15 protein-coding genes and 1 tRNA gene are annotated in these 13172 nt (G+C 39.1%); 6 read left to right on the plus strand and 10 right to left on the minus strand.

Annotated features, from left to right (window positions below; translation table 11 throughout):
* Positions 1 to 62 precede the first annotated feature (62 nt).
* A complete protein-coding gene (gene tsf, locus FTV12_RS06895) occupies positions 63 to 938 on the plus strand; it encodes a translation elongation factor Ts (RefSeq protein WP_004784491.1) in 876 nt (291 codons plus the stop codon).
* Positions 939 to 1013: 75 nt separating this feature from the next.
* A complete protein-coding gene (locus FTV12_RS06900; RefSeq protein WP_166138291.1) occupies positions 1014 to 1520 on the plus strand; it encodes a DUF3465 domain-containing protein in 507 nt (168 codons plus the stop codon).
* Positions 1521 to 1565: 45 nt separating this feature from the next.
* Here FTV12_RS06900 and FTV12_RS06905 read toward each other — a convergent pair whose 3' ends face one another.
* From FTV12_RS06905 to FTV12_RS06935, 7 genes are all read right to left on the minus strand, one after another.
* Positions 1566 to 2021: a DUF962 domain-containing protein gene (locus FTV12_RS06905; RefSeq protein ID WP_005236656.1), complete on the minus strand. Its 456-nt coding sequence runs from the start codon at positions 2019 to 2021 to the stop codon at positions 1566 to 1568.
* Positions 2022 to 2250: 229 nt separating this feature from the next.
* Positions 2251 to 2865 (minus strand): septal ring lytic transglycosylase RlpA family protein, encoded by a 615-nt coding sequence (locus FTV12_RS06910; RefSeq protein ID WP_004784482.1) that lies wholly within the window; start codon positions 2863 to 2865, stop codon positions 2251 to 2253.
* A 289-nt stretch (positions 2866 to 3154) separates the two neighbouring features.
* Positions 3155 to 4156, minus strand: coding sequence for a lytic murein transglycosylase B (gene mltB, locus FTV12_RS06915; protein WP_166138288.1), 1002 nt, complete (start codon positions 4154 to 4156; stop codon positions 3155 to 3157).
* Positions 4157 to 4445: 289 nt separating this feature from the next.
* Positions 4446 to 5099, minus strand: a complete 654-nt coding sequence (locus FTV12_RS06920; protein WP_166138285.1) for a hypothetical protein — start codon at positions 5097 to 5099, stop codon at positions 4446 to 4448.
* A gap of 19 nt (positions 5100 to 5118) precedes the next feature.
* Positions 5119 to 5934, minus strand: coding sequence for an NADPH-dependent 7-cyano-7-deazaguanine reductase QueF (gene queF, locus FTV12_RS06925; RefSeq protein WP_166138282.1), 816 nt, complete (start codon positions 5932 to 5934; stop codon positions 5119 to 5121).
* On the minus strand, positions 5934 to 6707 hold the full coding sequence (locus tag FTV12_RS06930) for an ABC transporter permease (protein WP_159124083.1): 774 nt from the start codon (positions 6705 to 6707) through the stop codon (positions 5934 to 5936). Before FTV12_RS06930 ends, queF begins: the two co-directional genes overlap by 1 nt.
* Positions 6704 to 7639, minus strand: coding sequence for an ABC transporter ATP-binding protein (locus FTV12_RS06935; RefSeq protein WP_166138279.1), 936 nt, complete (start codon positions 7637 to 7639; stop codon positions 6704 to 6706). The genes FTV12_RS06930 and FTV12_RS06935 overlap by 4 nt, the downstream gene beginning before the upstream one ends.
* A 189-nt stretch (positions 7640 to 7828) precedes the next feature.
* Between FTV12_RS06935 and FTV12_RS06940 the strand changes: the two genes are divergently transcribed.
* A tRNA-Arg gene (locus FTV12_RS06940) sits at positions 7829 to 7904 on the plus strand.
* Between the two features lie 62 nt (positions 7905 to 7966).
* On the opposite strand, the gene FTV12_RS06945 is transcribed toward FTV12_RS06940, so the two are convergent.
* On the minus strand, positions 7967 to 8140 hold the full coding sequence (locus FTV12_RS06945; RefSeq protein WP_166138277.1) for a hypothetical protein: 174 nt from the start codon (positions 8138 to 8140) through the stop codon (positions 7967 to 7969).
* Positions 8141 to 8337: 197 nt separating this feature from the next.
* On the opposite strand from FTV12_RS06945, the gene FTV12_RS06950 reads away from it, so the two are divergent.
* Together FTV12_RS06950 and FTV12_RS06955 are read left to right on the plus strand one after the other, a co-directional pair.
* Complete coding sequence (locus FTV12_RS06950) at positions 8338 to 8991, plus strand: hypothetical protein (RefSeq protein ID WP_180033808.1); 654 nt, start codon at positions 8338 to 8340, stop codon at positions 8989 to 8991.
* A gap of 621 nt (positions 8992 to 9612) precedes the next feature.
* A complete protein-coding gene (locus tag FTV12_RS06955; RefSeq protein WP_159124508.1) occupies positions 9613 to 9837 on the plus strand; it encodes a hypothetical protein in 225 nt (74 codons plus the stop codon).
* A 264-nt stretch (positions 9838 to 10101) separates the two neighbouring features.
* Here the strand turns inward: FTV12_RS06955 and FTV12_RS06960 are convergent, their stop codons facing one another.
* Together FTV12_RS06960 and FTV12_RS06965 are read right to left on the minus strand one after the other, a co-directional pair.
* Positions 10102 to 10452, minus strand: a complete 351-nt coding sequence (locus FTV12_RS06960) for a hypothetical protein (RefSeq protein WP_166135969.1) — start codon at positions 10450 to 10452, stop codon at positions 10102 to 10104.
* A gap of 295 nt (positions 10453 to 10747) precedes the next feature.
* Positions 10748 to 11446 (minus strand): putative quorum-sensing-regulated virulence factor, encoded by a 699-nt coding sequence (locus FTV12_RS06965; protein ID WP_180033809.1) that lies wholly within the window; start codon positions 11444 to 11446, stop codon positions 10748 to 10750.
* A gap of 351 nt (positions 11447 to 11797) precedes the next feature.
* Here FTV12_RS06965 and FTV12_RS06970 point away from each other — a divergent pair, with 351 nt between their 5' ends.
* Positions 11798 to 13027, plus strand: a complete 1230-nt coding sequence (locus FTV12_RS06970; protein ID WP_180033810.1) for an alpha/beta fold hydrolase — start codon at positions 11798 to 11800, stop codon at positions 13025 to 13027.
* Positions 13028 to 13172: the final 145 nt, after the last annotated feature.

Raw genomic sequence — 13172 nt, forward strand, 5'->3', positions numbered from 1 at the left:
AATCCTCTGGGCCGTTTCTGTTCTAAAAAGAATTCATTTTCTACCGAATTTAGGAGATAAACATGACTGCAGTTACAGCAAGCATGGTTAAAGAACTGCGTGATCGTACTGGTCTAGCAATGATGGAATGTAAAAAAGCTTTGACAGAAGCTGGTGGTGACATCGAATTAGCGATCGACAACCTTCGTAAATCTGGTCAAGCAAAAGCAGCTAAAAAAGCTGGTAACATTGCTGCTGACGGCGCGATCACAATTGCTCAAGAAGGCAACAAAGCAATCCTTCTAGAAGTAAACTGCCAAACTGACTTCGTTGCTAAAGACGAAAACTTTGCTGGTTTCTCTGCGAAAGTTGCTGCTGCTGCACTTGCTGCAAACGAAACTGACGCTGCTAAAATCGCTGAACTTAAACTTGAAGATGGCGCTACTGTAGAAGAAGCTCGTATTGCGCTAGTTCAAAAAATCGGTGAAAACATTCAAGTACGTCGTGCGAAAATTGTTGAAGGTGAAAACCTTGCTGTTTACAAACACGGTCTTCGTATCGGTGTTGTTGTATCTTACTCAGGTGATGCTGAAACTGGTAAAGGCTTGGCAATGCACATTGCTGCATTCAACCCGGTTGCTGTAAATGCTGAACAAGTTCCTGCTGACCTTATCGCGAAAGAAAAAGAAATCGCTGAAGCAAAAGCACTTGAATCTGGCAAACCAGCAAACATCGTTGAGAAAATGGTTGTAGGTTCTGTTGAGAAATACCTGAACGAAGTTGTTCTTGAGCGTCAACAATACGTAATCGACAACGACAAGAAAGTTGCTGAAGTTCTTAAAGCGACTGGTACTACTGTTGCTAACTTCGTTCGTTTCGAAGTGGGTGAAGGTATCGAGAAAAAAGCTGAGCTTTCTTTCGCTGAAGAAGTTGCTGCTGCTCAGGCTGCTGCAAAATAATTCGGTAACGAATTAGAAAAAAGCCCCGAATGGGGCTTTTTTTATGACTAAATAAAGAATGATCAAGGAGGAATTATGGCAAATAAAACCGATATGGGGATCGGGGCTGTCATTGCACTTTTGGTGGCTGCTTATTTAGGTCTGGATTTAGCAGAATCTAAACAACAGGCCAATACTTTTGTACCTTCAGCAGAAGTTGCGATTCAAGAGCAGACTAATGTTCAAAAAAGTACGCATAAGCTTTCTGATGATACCCAGCGCATAAAGCAAGCTTACCAGCAAAGACAAAGTGATCTTCAGGTTCAGGCGAGTGGTAAGGTGGTAGCGTTATTAAAAGATGATAATGAAGGTTCCCGCCATCAGAAATTTATTCTGGAGTTATCCACTGGTCAAACTGTATTGGTTGCGCACAATATTGATCTGGCACCACGCATCCAGAATATTCAAAAAGGGGATCAGGTTGTGTTTTTTGGTGAGTATGAATATAGCGAAAAAGGCGGGGTGATTCATTGGACCCATCATGATCCATCCAATAAGCACATCAGCGGTTGGTTAAAACACCAAGGAAAAACCTATCAATAAGGGAATTTTCCTTGATTTTATAAATGTAATGATATTACATACGCTTTAAGCGCACTGTATTGCCTCAGATTGACGAGATTTCCATTTAGGTAGGACTTTGCCTAAATAGGCATCCATGCACCATAACGGGCCAATGAGAAGGAATTGAAGGTCTTTGAAGAAAGAAGGCTTTTTACCTTCGACTTTGTGTCCATAAAATTGCCCAATCCAGGCAAAAACAAACAAGGCAATAAAGAAGCCGATCCCTACAGGCAAGACCCAGATGAACCAGGCCATCATCAGTGTTAGAGCTGCCATTGCCACAGCCAGTACGATATCTAAACGTGCATAAAACACAAAAGCCAGAACCAGGAGCAGGGCAGTTAGTAAAGCGCTAAAGTGCGCCATGATGCCAATAATGGAAAAATAGATGGTAGGCACGCAGACCCAATGGATCAGTTTGTTGGTTTTATTTTGATGACTTTCACTATATTCATCTAACCATTCGGATATTGTTTTCATTCTATCGCTCCCATCCATGAACGTACTGTTATTTTCAAAATATAAAACAGTTTGAGGGGATGGTCAAAGTGAAATCGATAGTGGGTGAGTAAAGGAGAGGAGGCCTATATCTGAATGGAATAATATCGACAGTATTAAGGATAAAAGTAGTTCGAATTCTTGCTCTACATCACCAAATAAAAAAGCCACATGACTGTGGCTTTTGAGTTAAATGTAGAGCGGTCAAATCTTATGAGTTTGGACCATCTACACGCTCAATATTAACATGTGCAGTACCAGCATTGGTAATACCAAGCTGTTTAGCAGCGCCGTAAGATAAATCTAGAACACGGTTGCCATGGAATGGACCACGGTCATTCACCTTCACGACAACACTCTTACCATTGTTTTTGTTAGTCACGCGGATAAAGCAGTTTAATGGCAGGCTACGGTGTGCAGCAGTCATTGCATTCATATCGAATGTTTCACCACTGGCAGTTTTACGGCCATGGAACTGACGACCATACCAAGATGCTGTACCTGTCTGACTGAATTTACGAACTGTGTTTGAAGCAACATTGTTCAGTTTCTCAATCACTGAAGGCTCTTCTGCAGGAATTGCAATTTTTGCTGCAATGGTTTGACGACGAACTTTATCGCCAGAACGCTCAGTGATTGAAAGGCTGTTCAAATTTGTGAAATTTGAATTGAAGCTTTGAGCTTCTTTGTTTAATACACGCGCTGCAAGACGCGAATTGTCATGATCATTATTGAATGATGATGACTGAACCATATCTGCTTGCGATTGCGTTAGAGTAACGGTCGCGGCGATGGCCATAAAATACTTCAAAAAAGAAGAATGCATTGAATCAACTCCTAACAGCATGTTTCATTAGATTGGGCCTAAGTAGCTGATAACCCTATAAACATGCCTGATATTTAACTTATGCAACTACATTTAACGAATTGGATAATATTCATGCTGGCAACTGGCTGTCTAGTGTTTAATTAAAATAGTTAAAAAAAGTACGCAAAATAAACAATGACTGATTAAAAAATAATCAATATTGTAACAAGGCGTAAAAAATGCCTAAAAAATAGGCATTTTGTTTAATAAAAATCTTGACTTTAATGGTTGGTAGGAAATTTTACTGTTATCGGCTCGTAATTTCTGTACCTAAAAGCCACAATGCAGTGGCATACATACGACTACGATTGTACGTGGTAATCACTTGAAAATTCGGATAAGTAATATAGTAAATCGGTCCGTAATTTTCTTGTAATTGAATAACATTGACCATATCAAGATCATCAATACGAACAATCGGATTCATCGGACTGATCCCTTGGGTTTTGATTACTCCATAAGGCGTTGGCTGAGTCAGATCTTTTGCGATGACAGAATCAGGATTCGAGCCGGTATAACGGGCAGGGAAAGCTATTGGCTGATCACGTTGCCAGCCATTTTGAGCCAGATAGTTTGCAATTGAACCAATCGCATCTACCGCAGAATTGCGCAGATCGATATGGCCATTGCCATCATAGTCGACCCCATACTTTGGAATATTACTTGGCATAAACTGCGGATAGCCCACAGCACCTGCATAAGAACCCACGATCGAGGATGCTGACACACCATCTTTATATGACCATGCGATCAATGCCGCCAGTTCATCCTGGAAGTATTGCGCACGACGTTCATAACCAAAGCCAAGAGTTGCCAGTGCATCACGGGTCACAAATGAACCCTTGTTGCTGCCAAAACCGGTCTCTACCCCCAAAATCCCCAAAATGATCGATTGTGGTACACCAAACTGCTGCTCAGCGCGATTTAGTGTTGCAGCATATTGCTGCTTGAAACGTACACCACGTTGAATCGTGCCTTCAGACAGAAAATTGGTCTTATAGGCATACCAAGGCTTACTTTCACCTGGACGATTCATGATATTGATAATATTTGGAAGATTTTTTGCTCCCGTCATTGCACTGTCTACTTGCTGAGCACTTAGACCATAGGTCTGCATAGTGTTCTGCTTGAAACTGGCATAAGAGGGATGATATTGAAAATCGTTGGCCAGGCTTAAACTACTGAGTCCGAATGCACTGACAAGGATCGAAAGCTGCTTCAATTTTTTATAAAAATTCGATTTCAACATCTTGGTATGATTTCCAATTTTTTGATAGGTTTGTGGCTATGTCATTTGAATCGTGCCATGAAAAAGATCAATTCACTTTTCTCAATTTTCTGGCATTAGAGGCAATATTAAAGATAACATTCTGATGAATAAGAGTCATATAAACTCCCTTAAAAACAGGAAAGGGTTGGTTGTTTTTTCAGCATTTTGTATTTTAGTTCACAATAACTGTAACAAGCTATTTCTTAAGCCACAAAAAAGCCTGACCGAAGTCAGGCTTAATCTGCATTATTTGAATAAATATGCGGCTTTATTCAGTAAAGAATAGGGTGTCGTGATATTCTGCCATTGCCTGAAGTTCATCCTTATTTAAATTCAGGATGATTTTATCTGCTGCAATATTAATCGCTTTGATTACCGCTGAAGCACCAATATCAGCAGCCTTGCGTTTAATCATGCCTAAATCTAAGGTTTTATTAAAGTCGACCATGAAATGACGTACAGTCGCTTCACCAAACTGTTTGTACAGATTGCTGAGACTCTGCTTATCGACACTTTGGCCAGCTTTTAATTCTGCATAATGGTGTTTTAGATTGGTGACCAGATTGGCATCCAGTGATTCACCAATACGGAAATTTCCTTCCAGATCTTTAAACAGGCTGCGTTCAGAAAAAGCAATCGACTCCTTGACGACTTCATTTGGTGCTTTACTCAGTAACTGTTTCAGTAACACTGCCACAGTAGACTTGATATAGCCTGCCAGTTTTTCTGCCGTATCGCGTTTTTCGCTTGCAGGAAAACGGCGTACCAGTTCCGTGAGAATTGCATCAATAATTTCATCATTAATCATTAATGCAGTTTTATCCCGCAGTGGATAAAGCGGTTCACTCGAGTTTTTATTTTTCTGTGCAGTCTGAATTGTATTTAATAGTTCTGCAGAAGGAATAAAACCAAAAAAAGGCATTCTTAAACCTCAATGTTTTTTATTGTCGCGCTAAACGAATAGGGCGAGGCATCCATGTGGAATCCGATACACGACAAGGGTTGATATCCAATCCACCACGGCGTGTATAGGTCGCATATACCATCAGCTTTTCCGGTTTCAGATTTTGCCAGATATCGGCAAACATCTGTTCCACACATTGTTCGTGAAAACCGTTGTGCTGACGATACGAAATAATATAAGCCAAAATACTCTTATAACAAGGTTTTTTGCCCTGATAGCGTATAAATACTGTACCCCAGTCCGGTTGTCCAGTGACTGGGCAGTTACTTCTTAATAAATGTGAATAGAGTTGTACTTCGATATTTTCATCGCTGTACTGATCTAAAGACAATAAAGAAGCATCTGGATGATTTTCCAGGCGTTCCGGAGTCAGGTCATCAATACAGATACCTTCAGGCTTGGAAATTTCAAGTTCATCAACATGGAAAAGATCCAGTGTGATTTCAGCACCGGCAGCTTTTGAGAGGTCTTTTTCTACAGTTGCAATAAAGGCCTCTTTTGAATCAAACTTGGCAAAGTTCAGGCTATTGAAATAGAGCTTTAAAGACTTTGATTCAATGAGATTTGGGGAAGATGCTGGCAGGGTAATTCGACCAATAGCCACTTGAGGTATGCCGGCAGAATTTAACCATGAAATTTCAAAAACATGCCACCAGTCTTTGCCTTGCTGAATAGCTTCAATATGGGCATATTTTTCACGGGCAGGCGCACGAGAAATCGGGAACAAAATATCGGGTTGATACTCTGTTGGGTAGTTGGTGTCTTTACCAAGGAGAGAATGTTCTACACTCATTATTCACGCATTCCTGAACCACGAGACAATAAATAGTAAGCAATACCGTAAAGCACGGCACACCAGAAAGTAATCACGACCAATGAAACGGAAACATTGACATCACTATGACCTAAAATGCCGAAACGGAACGCATTGACCATATACACGATCGGGTTAACTAAAGAGAGATTTTGCCAGAACGGACTTAAGGCTGAAATCGCATAAAATACACCGCCTAAATAGGTCAGTGGTGTAAGTACAAAAGTCGGGATGATCGAGATATCATCAAAAGATTTGGCATAGACAGCATTAATAAAACCGCCTAGAGAGAATAATAGCGAGGTAATGAGTACTGTATATATAGTCACAAACCAGTTAGTAATATAAAGGTCTGCAAAAAACAGGCTCATGGCACTGACAATAATGGCAACAAACAGACCACGAATTACACCACCCAATACATAGCCCCATAAAATGGCATGTAAAGGTACCGGGCTCATAATTAGCTCTTCAATGCTTTTCTGAAATTTTGAGCTAAAGAAGCTGGAAGAAACGTTGGCATAACTATTAGTAATCACCGCCATCATAATCAGACCAGGGACAATAAACTCCATATAACTATAGCCGCCCATTTCCCCAATACGTGAACCGACCAGATTACCGAAGATCACGAAATATAGACTCATGGTAATGGCAGGTGGCAGCAGAGTTTGTGGCCAGATCCGCATAAAACGGCGAACTTCTTTATGAACGATGGTATATAAGGCAACGCCGAGCTGATTTATATTCATTGTACAGCTCCATCCAGATTTTTCTCGACCATTTTCACAAATAGTTCTTCTAAGCGGTTTGACTTGTTACGCATACTGCGTACCTGAATGTTTTGTGATTCCAGTAACTGGAACAGATCATTCATACTGTGTGCTTTATCCAGTGTCACTTCTAGGGTCATTGGATCAACTAAATTAAATTTCACACCAATAATTTCAATATTTAATGGCTCAATAGGCGCAGCCAGATCGAAGATAAAGGATTCTTCATTGAGCTGATTCAGGAAGTTCTTCATAGTGGTATCTTCTTTGATCACACCACGATCGATAATCGCAATTTGACGACACAACATCTCTGCTTCTTCCAGATAATGAGTCGTTAAAATAATAGAAGTACCATTACCGTTCATTTCATTAAGAAAATCCCACATGGAACGACGCAATTCGATATCCACACCGGCTGTTGGTTCATCCAGAATCAATAATTTTGGTTCATGCATCATCGCACGAGCGATCATCAGGCGACGTTTCATACCCCCTGAAAGCATACGAGCTTGAGTAGAGCGTTTTTCCCAAAGACCCAGTTTATTTAAATATTCTTCAGCACGCGCTTGGGCAATTTTTTTAGGAATACCGTAATAACCGGCTTGAGTGACCAGAATATCAAAGGTTTTTTCAAACTGGGCGAAGTTAAATTCTTGGGGTACCACGCCTAAACATTGTTTGGCTTCAGAAGGGTGGGTATCCAGATTGTGACCAAAAATTTCAACGGTTCCAGAAGTTTTTCTTGTTAATGAACTGATAATACCAATAGTAGTGGACTTGCCCGCGCCATTAGGTCCTAACAGGGCATAGAATTCACCTTCAGGTACAGTTAAGTTAATTCCTTTAAGTGCCTGAAAACCATTTCCATAGGTCTTCGACAAATCCCTTAATGTCAGCGCATCAGTCATAGAGATCTCAAATGGTGAAAAGTTGAGATATTGTGAGTGATCTTGCAGAATAAACCAAGTCATTCACATGGAATTCTCTGTTGCTGTTTTGGCACACTGTATAAAGGATAGGCATAAAAATAACGAAGTTATAGATAGTTGCTTTACCTTATGCGAATTTTTGTTATGATGTGCGCATTCCAAAAAGCTGCGGCCATAGCTCAACTGGATAGAGTACAGGTCTCCGAAGCCTGTGGCGTGGGTTCGAGTCCCGCTGGCCGCACCATCATTTTATAAGTTCACTTTCCTCATTAGATTAAAAAATCAATTTCAGATCTATAAAATAAATTATGGATTCTCTTCCTCTTCATCCTGATGTTTTTGACGTATTTGATCTCTTTTAACCTGAGGGTCTTGATCCACGCCTAACTGACCGCGTTGAATCTCTCGATCCTGTTTCTCTTGCGGATCTAATTCCTCTTCTGGGAATTCTTCATTCAACTCTTCATCTGGTTTAACCATCGGGAATTACCTCTTGTTGAGAATATATATGAATAAGTCGCCTTGGTCCTTTAATTCTATAAAAGTGGGTGAATTACATTGTTGTATTTATAGTTTGTTTAATCTCATAAATTGTTGTTCCTATAAATAGATGTACTGAGTAGTTTTTCTATCAAAAAATTAGTATCTTATGCTCACAATAAAAATGAGATATAGATATGAAAAAATTATTATTCATTGGGTTAATGATTGGGGCTTCTTCAGTTGCTGGAGCGAATACACCTTTAGCTATTCAATATGGTAATCCTGCTGCAATAGATAAAGCAGTTATTACGACTACACCTTATTATGCTCAAGAAAACCTAATAAGTCAGTACTCTTTAGCTTTTGGCTACGCCGGTTCAAAAATAGGATCAGACAGTTTTTTGGGTACTGAATCATTCGATGGGCTGTTTATTAATGGTGAGTATCAATCCCATTCGACTACCAGCTTATGGGCCGAATACAAATTTCAAAGTTCAGATATTGATTACAATCAAGTTGCAGTGGGGATAAAAAATAAATTTCTGGAAAATGATCAGCTTTATTCAGCAGTTTTTATAGGTCTGGGAATGAGCTGGGTAGATGAAAGCGAAACAGATGCAGATCTTGGTCGAATCGATCTTGAATTGGATTATTTTACAATTCCTGTTGCATTGGAGGTCGGTTATAAAGTTGCTCCTGAAGCAGATTTATTTGGATCTTTTGGTTATCAATGGATGTTTAACCGTGATGCCAAGATTTGTATGAATGGCGCATGTGTCTCTGGTAAGAGTGATGATCTGGACTTAAATGGGGTTACTTATCAATTTGGTTTTCGCTATTACTTTTAGTGGCTAATCAATCGCCTTAATAGCGAACTCTTTTACTTAAGACTTGAAATTGTATTTAGATGAAATTATTCATTTTTCACATAAATAAAGAATATTTTTTATTGAAATTTAAATAGATAGGATGTAGAGATAGAAAAGAATAGAATTGTTTATAGTGCTCTATTGAGCCAGCCAAAATATTTTAATCTGCTTTTGAAAAAGCACAATTTAAATATTGTATAAGTCTTCTTTTAGAAGTGTAAAAGCGTATTGTAGGTAAAAAAAATCCTGCTATATTGAACTCATGGTAGGTTATAAAACGAAACGACGCTACCAATAAGTTGGACGGATCAATGACAGTTAGTTGAGTTCGAACTTCGGTTCAGGCAATAGATCTAGCACTAGCCATCCAACACAGAGCCCGCAGCGATGCGGGCTTTTTAATGCAAAATTTTAAGCGTGAGTTATTAATAATTTTGACTCTTTTATTTGTATGGCACATTCTTCATTAGCGACAATATATAGTCAATAAAAGGTGCTCGCTAAAAAATCTTACATATTCGTTTGAAAGCCTTTCAAATAACTATGTTATAAGAATTCAGACAAGCAAATTTAATAATGCCAATAAAGGGAGGTATGACGATGACAAAAGATTTAATTGAAGTGCAAGTCAAAAACCAGTATGGCAAAATTCTGAATGTAAAAGCATTACTACGTGCTGGCGCTCAGCATAGTGATCCGTCCCAGCGTTTGGAACAGCAAGTCGAATATATTGTCGTGGATGATGAAATTATCCGGCCAACGATTGAACTGTTATTTGCCAGTGAGCAGACCGACTGTATCTATCGTGTTTTAGAACCTAAATAAGGATCCGGGATTCATTATGCTGCTTTGCGACCCTTAAAAAAAGATATAGCTCATCCAATGATGAGCTTGATTTTGATATCTTAGTTCAGCTTCTTTATAAATAGTTTGATGCAGAATAAAAACTGATAAATTTAATTCAAAGAGATTGGATAAATTCCTATCATTTCTCAGTTTCTTAATTTTTTATGTTATATAGCATCAAGCTATCTACATAGATGATCTAAATGAACTTCTTCAAAAATACGCTCTGAGAAAAGCATTATTTCAGAAAACTTTTAATGTGACATTTACATCATAACGGTCAAACTCGTCCAGAATCTGATGAAGTGTTTGCTGTCCGAGTTCATCTGCAGGCCTAATATGTACTTCCTGATTGGTCGCGCTGTCAAAACATTCAATGGTTTGAATTAGCCAATGATGTTCGATTGAACTCTTTTGAATTAATACCCGTCGTGGCTGTAATGCGTCACTGATCTGGCGGGGCAGTACATAAGTAATCGCAAGTTGTATAGTGTCCAATTCTTCAGCTGGACTCAAAAAAGTGATTACCCAATTGCCCACTTTACTGAGCTGCATGGGATTATCAAAGGCATCGAATTCAAGATAGTATTGCATGGGAAAAAAGAGGATTAATTTATATTATTTCCTATATGCGCCTGTTTAGAGGTATGTTCTATCACGCTAAAGTATAAGAACAGTTAGGCGTGAGAAAGGATTAAATATTAAATTATTAAAAATCAATAAATTAATATTGATTTGCATCTATTTTTATTCTGAATAGCGATTAGTTAAGAGCTTTAAAGACTAAGGTAGTCATCTATAAAATACTTTGTTTCACTTGCTGAATAAAACAAAACATGATTAGTTAAAAATCCCTCTCAATATTTAAAGAGGGACGAAAAAATTTAATTTACAGCGTAAGGATCGCCGTATTTTCCAATGCTTTGCGTAGATAAGGATCTAAGTCATCCTGGCGAAGGAGCCACTGAACATAGTCAGCAGGAAGATCGGCAATCGCAGTACCACGGTGCTTACCAAAATTGATGGTTTGTGGAATACGCGCATCTTCAGATGCCTCATAGAGTTCTTCAATACTGCTGATTTTCAGGTGATGCACAATATGCATCAGGATATTTGCTGTCAAAATGATATCCATATCGGCGCGATGGGCTTTACGGATCATTTCCCGGGCGCGTTCGCTGCCTTTGGTAATCATATAGATTAATGCAGAGATATTATGCGCTTCAGCCTCTGGCCAAACTCGGCGGGCGAGAGCAAGGGTGCAAATTGCTTTAATATTCGATGAATCGACGCCACATTTTTCTAAGGCACGAATATCATAATCAATATTATGGCCAATGATATAAGTGGTTTCTTGCGGGAGTTCAAAGCTGCTGTAATGCGGTTGTCCTTCCAAATCGGACTGCAGAATATGATGTACGGCCATTGCGGCAAAGGAAATCGGTTCGTCGCATGAATAAAGCTGATCAAACAAGCGACTTTTATCCAGACTGATTTTATGGTCTATGATCTCTACAGGCGCATAGGCAATTTCAATGGGTTGACCATTCAAGGTATGGGTTTCAGTATCGAGAATGATAGCCTGCATGACGAGAATATGCCTGAAAAAAAGTGGATATCAAAATCTAACATTATTGTTTCGATCCTGACAATTGAAATGCCGGATTTCAACTTTAATTGCAGACTTTTTGACTGATATAGAATATTTGTAATCTACACTTATAAATAAAAGTTTTCAAAGTTTCTGTAAATATTTCCAAAACTTAAATTTATCGTGTTGGAATGGTCATAAATTAAATCGCTATTTATTAGAAAAATAACAAAATAATCTCTTGTATTTAATGAAATAACTTGGGAAATTATTGTCTAGTTTTATCAACTGATAAAGATAAAACTATAAAAATTATGAGAGATAATAATTAAGACAAGGATAAGATCGATGAAACGTCATGTATTGACTGGTTCTCTACTCGCGCTAAGCGTAGCTTTAACTGCCTGTAATGATAGCGATGATGATCGTTATTATGAATCCAAACCCGCTATTCCCGTAAATAATATTGACAATCCAGTCGTAACCACACCTGTAGCCTATACCAAAACAGATCTGACTGCTGTTGCCGATGAGAGCGTGGTCATGACCTATAAGATGTTAGGTATTAATAATAAGGAAACCCAAGCGACGGCACTGCTTTTCACTCCAAAAGGAACGCCTCCTGCAAAAGGTTGGCCGATAGTGGCATGGGCACATGGTACGACGGGTGTGGCCGATCAGTGTGCACCAAGTCGCAATGAAATAAATTCTTATATCAAAAATATGATTGCCGGATTCCTTCAAGCGGGATATGTGGTCGTTGCGCCTGATTATGAAGGTTTGGGTGAGCCGGGTGGAAAAGAACTTCATCCTTTCCTTAACCTTAAGAGTGAAGCTTATTCGATTACCGATGCTGTCGTCGCAGCAAAAGACTATTTAGGTTCGGATGCCTCTAATCAGTGGATGGCTGTCGGTCATTCTCAAGGTGGTCAAGCGGCTTTAGGCGCTGCCCAATATGCAGCACGTGCTTCTCAAATGACTTATAAAGGTACGGTAGCTTTAGCACCTGCTTCTAATTTCAGTCTGATTCTGGCAGGGGGAGAGGCTCAAGCTGGACAAGAACCAGATCTGAATAAAAAGATTCAAACTCTAGCCTCTTTAGATACTTTTACCGCGCTGATCGTCGCGGGATTGCGTAATCCGAATCCAAATCTGCAATATATTCAGGTCTTTAAAACACCAACAGACGAGATTGCCAAGAATGCCGAAACAGATTGTTATGATGTATTAGGCAACAAATTCGGTACGGCAATGGGAGCTTATGCCCAAACCAATGGGAATCTGGAAGAATATCCGCGTACTCAAGCTAATTTTATGAGTATTCCAGTAGTGAAGAATTTCCTGGATAAAGACTCTCAGCCTTTACAGGTTAAAGTGTCTACACCTGTGATTATTTATCAGGGAGAGGCGGATTCTACTGTTCCAAAGGCTGCAACAGATGTTTTAGTGAGCTTAGCGAATCAGAAACAAACCTCGGTACGATATATTACAGACGGTTCATGGGATCATGGTAGTGTCTATGCACTGAATATCGCTAATATTATTTCAGATGTAAAATCTCTAATGCCAATTCAATAACTTATTTTTATCTCTATAGCTCATGTTTTTTTAAGCATGAGCTATTTTTATTGCAAACTGAATAAAGTTCATGATCGAAATTGGCAAAGTTCATGTTACAATACGCGCCAATCTTAGCACGGCTTAAAAGCCCTAATTTAATAGG

The organism is Acinetobacter sp. YH12233 (assembly GCF_013417725.1).
Lineage (GTDB): Bacteria > Pseudomonadota > Gammaproteobacteria > Pseudomonadales > Moraxellaceae > Acinetobacter.

What these genes read in the sequence shown, in the direction of transcription:
- FTV12_RS06910 (WP_004784482.1), bottom strand. Translation starts at nt 2,865, where the DNA reads ATGCATTCTTCTTTTTTGAAGTATTTTATGGCCATCGCCGCGACCGTT.
- FTV12_RS06935 (WP_166138279.1), bottom strand. Translation starts at nt 7,639, where the DNA reads ATGACTGATGCGCTGACATTAAGGGATTTGTCGAAGACCTATGGAAAT.
- FTV12_RS06950 (WP_180033808.1), top strand. Translation starts at nt 8,338, where the DNA reads ATGAAAAAATTATTATTCATTGGGTTAATGATTGGGGCTTCTTCAGTT.
- FTV12_RS06965 (WP_180033809.1), bottom strand. Translation starts at nt 11,446, where the DNA reads ATGCAGGCTATCATTCTCGATACTGAAACCCATACCTTGAATGGTCAA.
- queF (WP_166138282.1), bottom strand. Translation starts at nt 5,934, where the DNA reads ATGAGTGTAGAACATTCTCTCCTTGGTAAAGACACCAACTACCCAACA.
- FTV12_RS06905 (WP_005236656.1), bottom strand. Translation starts at nt 2,021, where the DNA reads ATGAAAACAATATCCGAATGGTTAGATGAATATAGTGAAAGTCATCAA.
- FTV12_RS06900 (WP_166138291.1), top strand. Translation starts at nt 1,014, where the DNA reads ATGGCAAATAAAACCGATATGGGGATCGGGGCTGTCATTGCACTTTTG.
- FTV12_RS06960 (WP_166135969.1), bottom strand. Translation starts at nt 10,452, where the DNA reads ATGCAATACTATCTTGAATTCGATGCCTTTGATAATCCCATGCAGCTC.
- FTV12_RS06945 (WP_166138277.1), bottom strand. Translation starts at nt 8,140, where the DNA reads ATGGTTAAACCAGATGAAGAGTTGAATGAAGAATTCCCAGAAGAGGAA.
- mltB (WP_166138288.1), bottom strand. Translation starts at nt 4,156, where the DNA reads ATGTTGAAATCGAATTTTTATAAAAAATTGAAGCAGCTTTCGATCCTT.
- tsf (WP_004784491.1), top strand. Translation starts at nt 63, where the DNA reads ATGACTGCAGTTACAGCAAGCATGGTTAAAGAACTGCGTGATCGTACT.
- FTV12_RS06930 (WP_159124083.1), bottom strand. Translation starts at nt 6,707, where the DNA reads ATGAATATAAATCAGCTCGGCGTTGCCTTATATACCATCGTTCATAAA.
- FTV12_RS06970 (WP_180033810.1), top strand. Translation starts at nt 11,798, where the DNA reads ATGAAACGTCATGTATTGACTGGTTCTCTACTCGCGCTAAGCGTAGCT.
- FTV12_RS06920 (WP_166138285.1), bottom strand. Translation starts at nt 5,099, where the DNA reads ATGCCTTTTTTTGGTTTTATTCCTTCTGCAGAACTATTAAATACAATT.
- FTV12_RS06955 (WP_159124508.1), top strand. Translation starts at nt 9,613, where the DNA reads ATGACAAAAGATTTAATTGAAGTGCAAGTCAAAAACCAGTATGGCAAA.